The sequence below is a fragment of the Mycetocola sp. genome (assembly GCF_046716805.1).
GTDB lineage: Bacteria > Actinomycetota > Actinomycetes > Actinomycetales > Microbacteriaceae > Mycetocola_A.
In genome coordinates this window covers 1-3642 of sequence record NZ_JBKJWH010000105.1, presented here as the reverse complement: position 1 = coordinate 3642, position 3642 = coordinate 1, and the positions used below count along the sequence as shown (strand labels likewise).

At 68.1% G+C, this 3642-nt stretch carries 4 protein-coding genes; all 4 read left to right on the top strand.

Going from position 1 to position 3642, the window contains the following annotated elements:
• A partial coding sequence (locus ACLQ62_RS08350; RefSeq protein WP_411721181.1) for a topoisomerase C-terminal repeat-containing protein occupies window positions 1–684 on the top strand: 684 nt, incomplete at its 5' end.
• Entirely contained in the window at window positions 684–1319 is a 636-nt protein-coding gene (tmk, locus tag ACLQ62_RS08345) for a dTMP kinase (protein WP_411721180.1), read from the top strand. The genes ACLQ62_RS08350 and tmk, both read left to right, overlap by 1 nt.
• A 47-nt stretch (window positions 1320–1366) precedes the next feature.
• On the top strand, window positions 1367–2509 hold the full coding sequence (locus ACLQ62_RS08340) for a DNA polymerase III subunit delta' (protein ID WP_411721179.1): 1143 nt from the start codon (window positions 1367–1369) through the stop codon (window positions 2507–2509).
• 37 nt (window positions 2510–2546) lie between these two features.
• A partial coding sequence (locus ACLQ62_RS08335; RefSeq protein ID WP_411721178.1) for an alpha/beta fold hydrolase occupies window positions 2547–3642 on the top strand: 1096 nt, incomplete at its 3' end.

The following is a 3642-nucleotide window of genomic DNA, read 5'->3' as shown; positions in this document are numbered from 1 at the left end:
AAGGCCCCAGCGAAGAAGAAGGCCGCCGCGGTCAAGCCGCGGACGGCATCCCTCTTCAAGTCGATGTCGCTCGATGCGATCGATCTCGACACAGCGCTCAAACTGCTGTCGCTTCCGCGTGTCGTCGGTCTCGACCCGGAGAGCGGTGCCGAGATCACCGCGCAGAACGGCCGGTTCGGTCCGTACCTGAAGAAGGGCACCGACTCCCGTTCGCTCGAGAACGAAGACCAGATCTTCGAGATCGAGCTGCCGGCGGCGCTCGAGATCTTCGCGCAGCCGAAGTACGGCAACCGCCGTGCGTCGAGCGCGCTCAAGGAATTCGAGGCCGACCCGGTCAGCGGCAAGCCGATCAAGGTGAAGGACGGCCGGTTCGGGCCGTACGTCACCGACGGTGAGACGAACGCGACGATCCCGAAGGCGGAGTCGGTCGAGGATGTCGACTTCGACCGTGCCGTTCAGCTGCTCGCCGACAAACGAGCCAAGGGCCCCGCCGCTCCGCGCAAGAAGGCGCCAGCCAAGAAAGCGCCGGCCAAGAAACCTGCCGCGAAGAAGCCCGCCGCGAAGAAGCCGACGGCTGCCGCCGTGAAGAAGACTGCTGCGGCGTCGAAGACTGGCGTCTCCACGGCCACGGCGAGAAAGCCTGCCACACGCAAGCCGGCTGCGAAGCCGGCTGCGGCAGAGTAATGGGCCGGACGGATTCGTACCCCGGGCTGTTCATCACCCTCGAGGGTGGTGACGGCTCGGGCAAGTCCACGCAGGCCGCGGAGCTCGAGTCCTGGCTGCTGGGGCAGGGCCGAGAGGTCGTGCGCACCCGGGAACCCGGCGGCACCGAGGTCGGAATCGAGATCCGCGAGATCGTGCTGCACCACCGGGGCGACATCGCCCCGCGTGCCGAAGCGTTGCTCTACGCCGCCGACCGGGCACACCACATCGCGACCAAAGTGCGGCCAGCCCTCGAGCGGGGAGCTGTGGTACTTCAGGACCGGTACATCGACTCGTCCGTCGCCTACCAGGGTGCCGGGCGCGACCTCGGCATGGACGAGGTCCGCGACCTGTCGGTGTGGGCGACCGGCGGACTTCTGCCCGACCTGACCGTGCTGCTCGACCTCGACGAGGACACCGCGCGCCTGCGCCTGGACACGGCCCGAACCCGGTTCGACCGGCTCGAGGCTGAGGCATCCTCGTTCCACCGCCGGGTCCGGCAGGTGTACCTGGAGCTGGCCGAGGCCGAGCCTGACCGCTTCCTCATCCTCGATGCAACGGATGCCGTCGCGACGCTCGCCGACAACATCCGTTCGCGGGTCGCGACGCTGCTGTAGCCGCGCCACAGCGGGAGCGCGTCAGCGGTCGCGGGTAGGCTTGAGGCATGGCCAACTGGGACGATGTCATCGGGCAGAGCGACGCTGTCTCGCTGCTGCGCGACGCCGCCGCCGACCGCGGGGGAGAAGCCCACGGTGCCATGACCCACGCCTGGCTCATCACCGGCCCGCCGGGATCCGGGCGTTCCAACCTCGCCTACGCGTTCGCCGCCGCGCTGCTCAGCCGCGACCCCGACGGTGACCCGGTCACCGCGGCGCAGGTCGACGCGCGCACCCACCCTGACCTCACCGTCCTCGCCACGCCGAACGTGATCATCAAAATCGATGAGGTGCGCGAACTCGTGCGCAGCTCCCAGTTCTCCCCTGCGGTCGGCCGCTACCGGGTGATGGTCATCGAAGACGCCGACCGGATGGCGGAACGCACCTCGAACGTGCTGCTCAAGGCGCTCGAAGAACCACCGGAGCGCACCGTGTGGGTGCTCTGCGCGCCCAGCGAGGCCGACCTCATCCCGACGATCCGGTCCCGGGTCCGCGCCATCCGCCTGCGTGTTCCCGACGTCGCCGAGGTCGCCGAACTCATCGTCCGCCGCGACGGCGTCGATGCCGAGCTGGCCGAACGGGCGGCCCGTCAGGCTCAGTCGCACGTCGGGATGGCTCACCGGCTGGCGACGGATGCCGGTGCCCGCGCCCGGCGCGACGAGACGCTGACGGCGGCCCTCGGCATCCGTTCGGTGTCCGATGCTGTGCTCGCCGCCGCCCGGATGCTCGCCATTGCCGGCGACGACGCGAAGGCGTACACCGAGCAGCGCGATGCGGAGGAGCGTGAGCACGCCCTCCGTTCTCTCGGGGTCGAACCGGGGCAGACCCTGCCGCCGGCGTTGCGCTCCCAGATCCGCGGCCTCGAAGAGGACCAGAAACGTCGGGCGACGCGCAGCCTGCGCGACGGGCTCGACCGCATCCTCGTCGATCTGCTCTCGCTGTACCGCGACATCATCATGCTGCAACTCGGCCGCTCCGAAACGATCATCAACCGTGAGCTGTCCGCCGCGCTGACCGCCGCCGGCTCGGAGAGCACGCCCGCTGCGACGATGGCGACGATGGATGCCATCCAGCAGGCCCGCCAGCGCATCGAAGGTAACGTCGCCCCGGCGCTGGCCCTCGAAGCCATGCTGGTCACGGCGATCCGATGATCTGCGCCACCCCCGATCCTGCAGTGGAGACTTCTCAGTGATTAGCCCGACCGCGACCAGCCCGACCGCGACCATCCGCCGACACACCCGGATGGCGCTTCTCGCATTGTCCGTCGGGCTCGCGCTCACGGTGAGCGGATGTGTCACCGCGTTCTTCCCAACCCCAGAGGCGACCTCCACCCCCACCGGCGAAGACGTCGCCGCGGACGTGGGCGCGTTCTACGAACAGCAGCTGGTCTGGGAACCCTGCAACGACGGTATGCAGTGCACAACAGCGACTGCCCCGATGAACTGGGAGGACCCCGAAGCCGGCGAGATCGAACTCGCCCTGATTCGGAAACCGGCGGGCGGTGACCCGGTCGGGTCGCTTCTGGTCAACCCGGGCGGACCCGGCGCGTCCGGATTCGATTTCATCGCCGATAGCATCGACTACGCCACCGACGCCCGACTGCAGGCGAACTTTGACATCGTCGGCTTCGACCCGCGCGGCGTGAACCGGTCGACCGCGGTCTCGTGCCTCGACCCCGCCGAAATGGACCAGTACCTCTACGGCGTCGTCGACGCGGAACGTGGCAGTGACGCCTGGATCGCCGAAATCAGAGCAAGCGCCGAGGAGTTCGCGACCGCGTGCGCCCAAAACACCGGAGCGCCGCTCGAGTTCGTTGACACCGTCAGCGCCGCGCGAGACCTCGACCTTCTCCGTGCCGTGCTCGGCGACAAGAAACTCAACTATCTCGGCTACTCGTACGGCACCTTCCTCGGCGCGACCTACGCCGAGCTCTACCCGGAAAAGACCGGCCGGCTCGTGCTCGATGGTGCGATCGACCCGGCATCGAGCATCTACGAGGTGAACGAGACCCAGGCGAAGGGTTTTGAAAGCGCCCTTGCCGCATACCTCGACGATTGCCTCGTGTCACGCGACTGCCCGTTCACCGGCAGCACCGAGGAGGCACTGTCCTCCATCGGCGACCTGATGGCATCCGTCGACGAAACGCCGATCAAGAACGTCGACGGACGGATGCTGGGGTCCAGCTCGCTGCTCACCGCCATCATCTATCCGCTGTACATCCCGGCGGGGGAAGCATGGCCGCTACTTAGCGAGATGCTGGCATCCGTCATGAACGGCAGCGCCG

What these genes read in the sequence shown, in the direction of transcription:
- tmk (WP_411721180.1), top strand. Translation starts at nt 684, where the DNA reads ATGGGCCGGACGGATTCGTACCCCGGGCTGTTCATCACCCTCGAGGGT.
- ACLQ62_RS08340 (WP_411721179.1), top strand. Translation starts at nt 1,367, where the DNA reads ATGGCCAACTGGGACGATGTCATCGGGCAGAGCGACGCTGTCTCGCTG.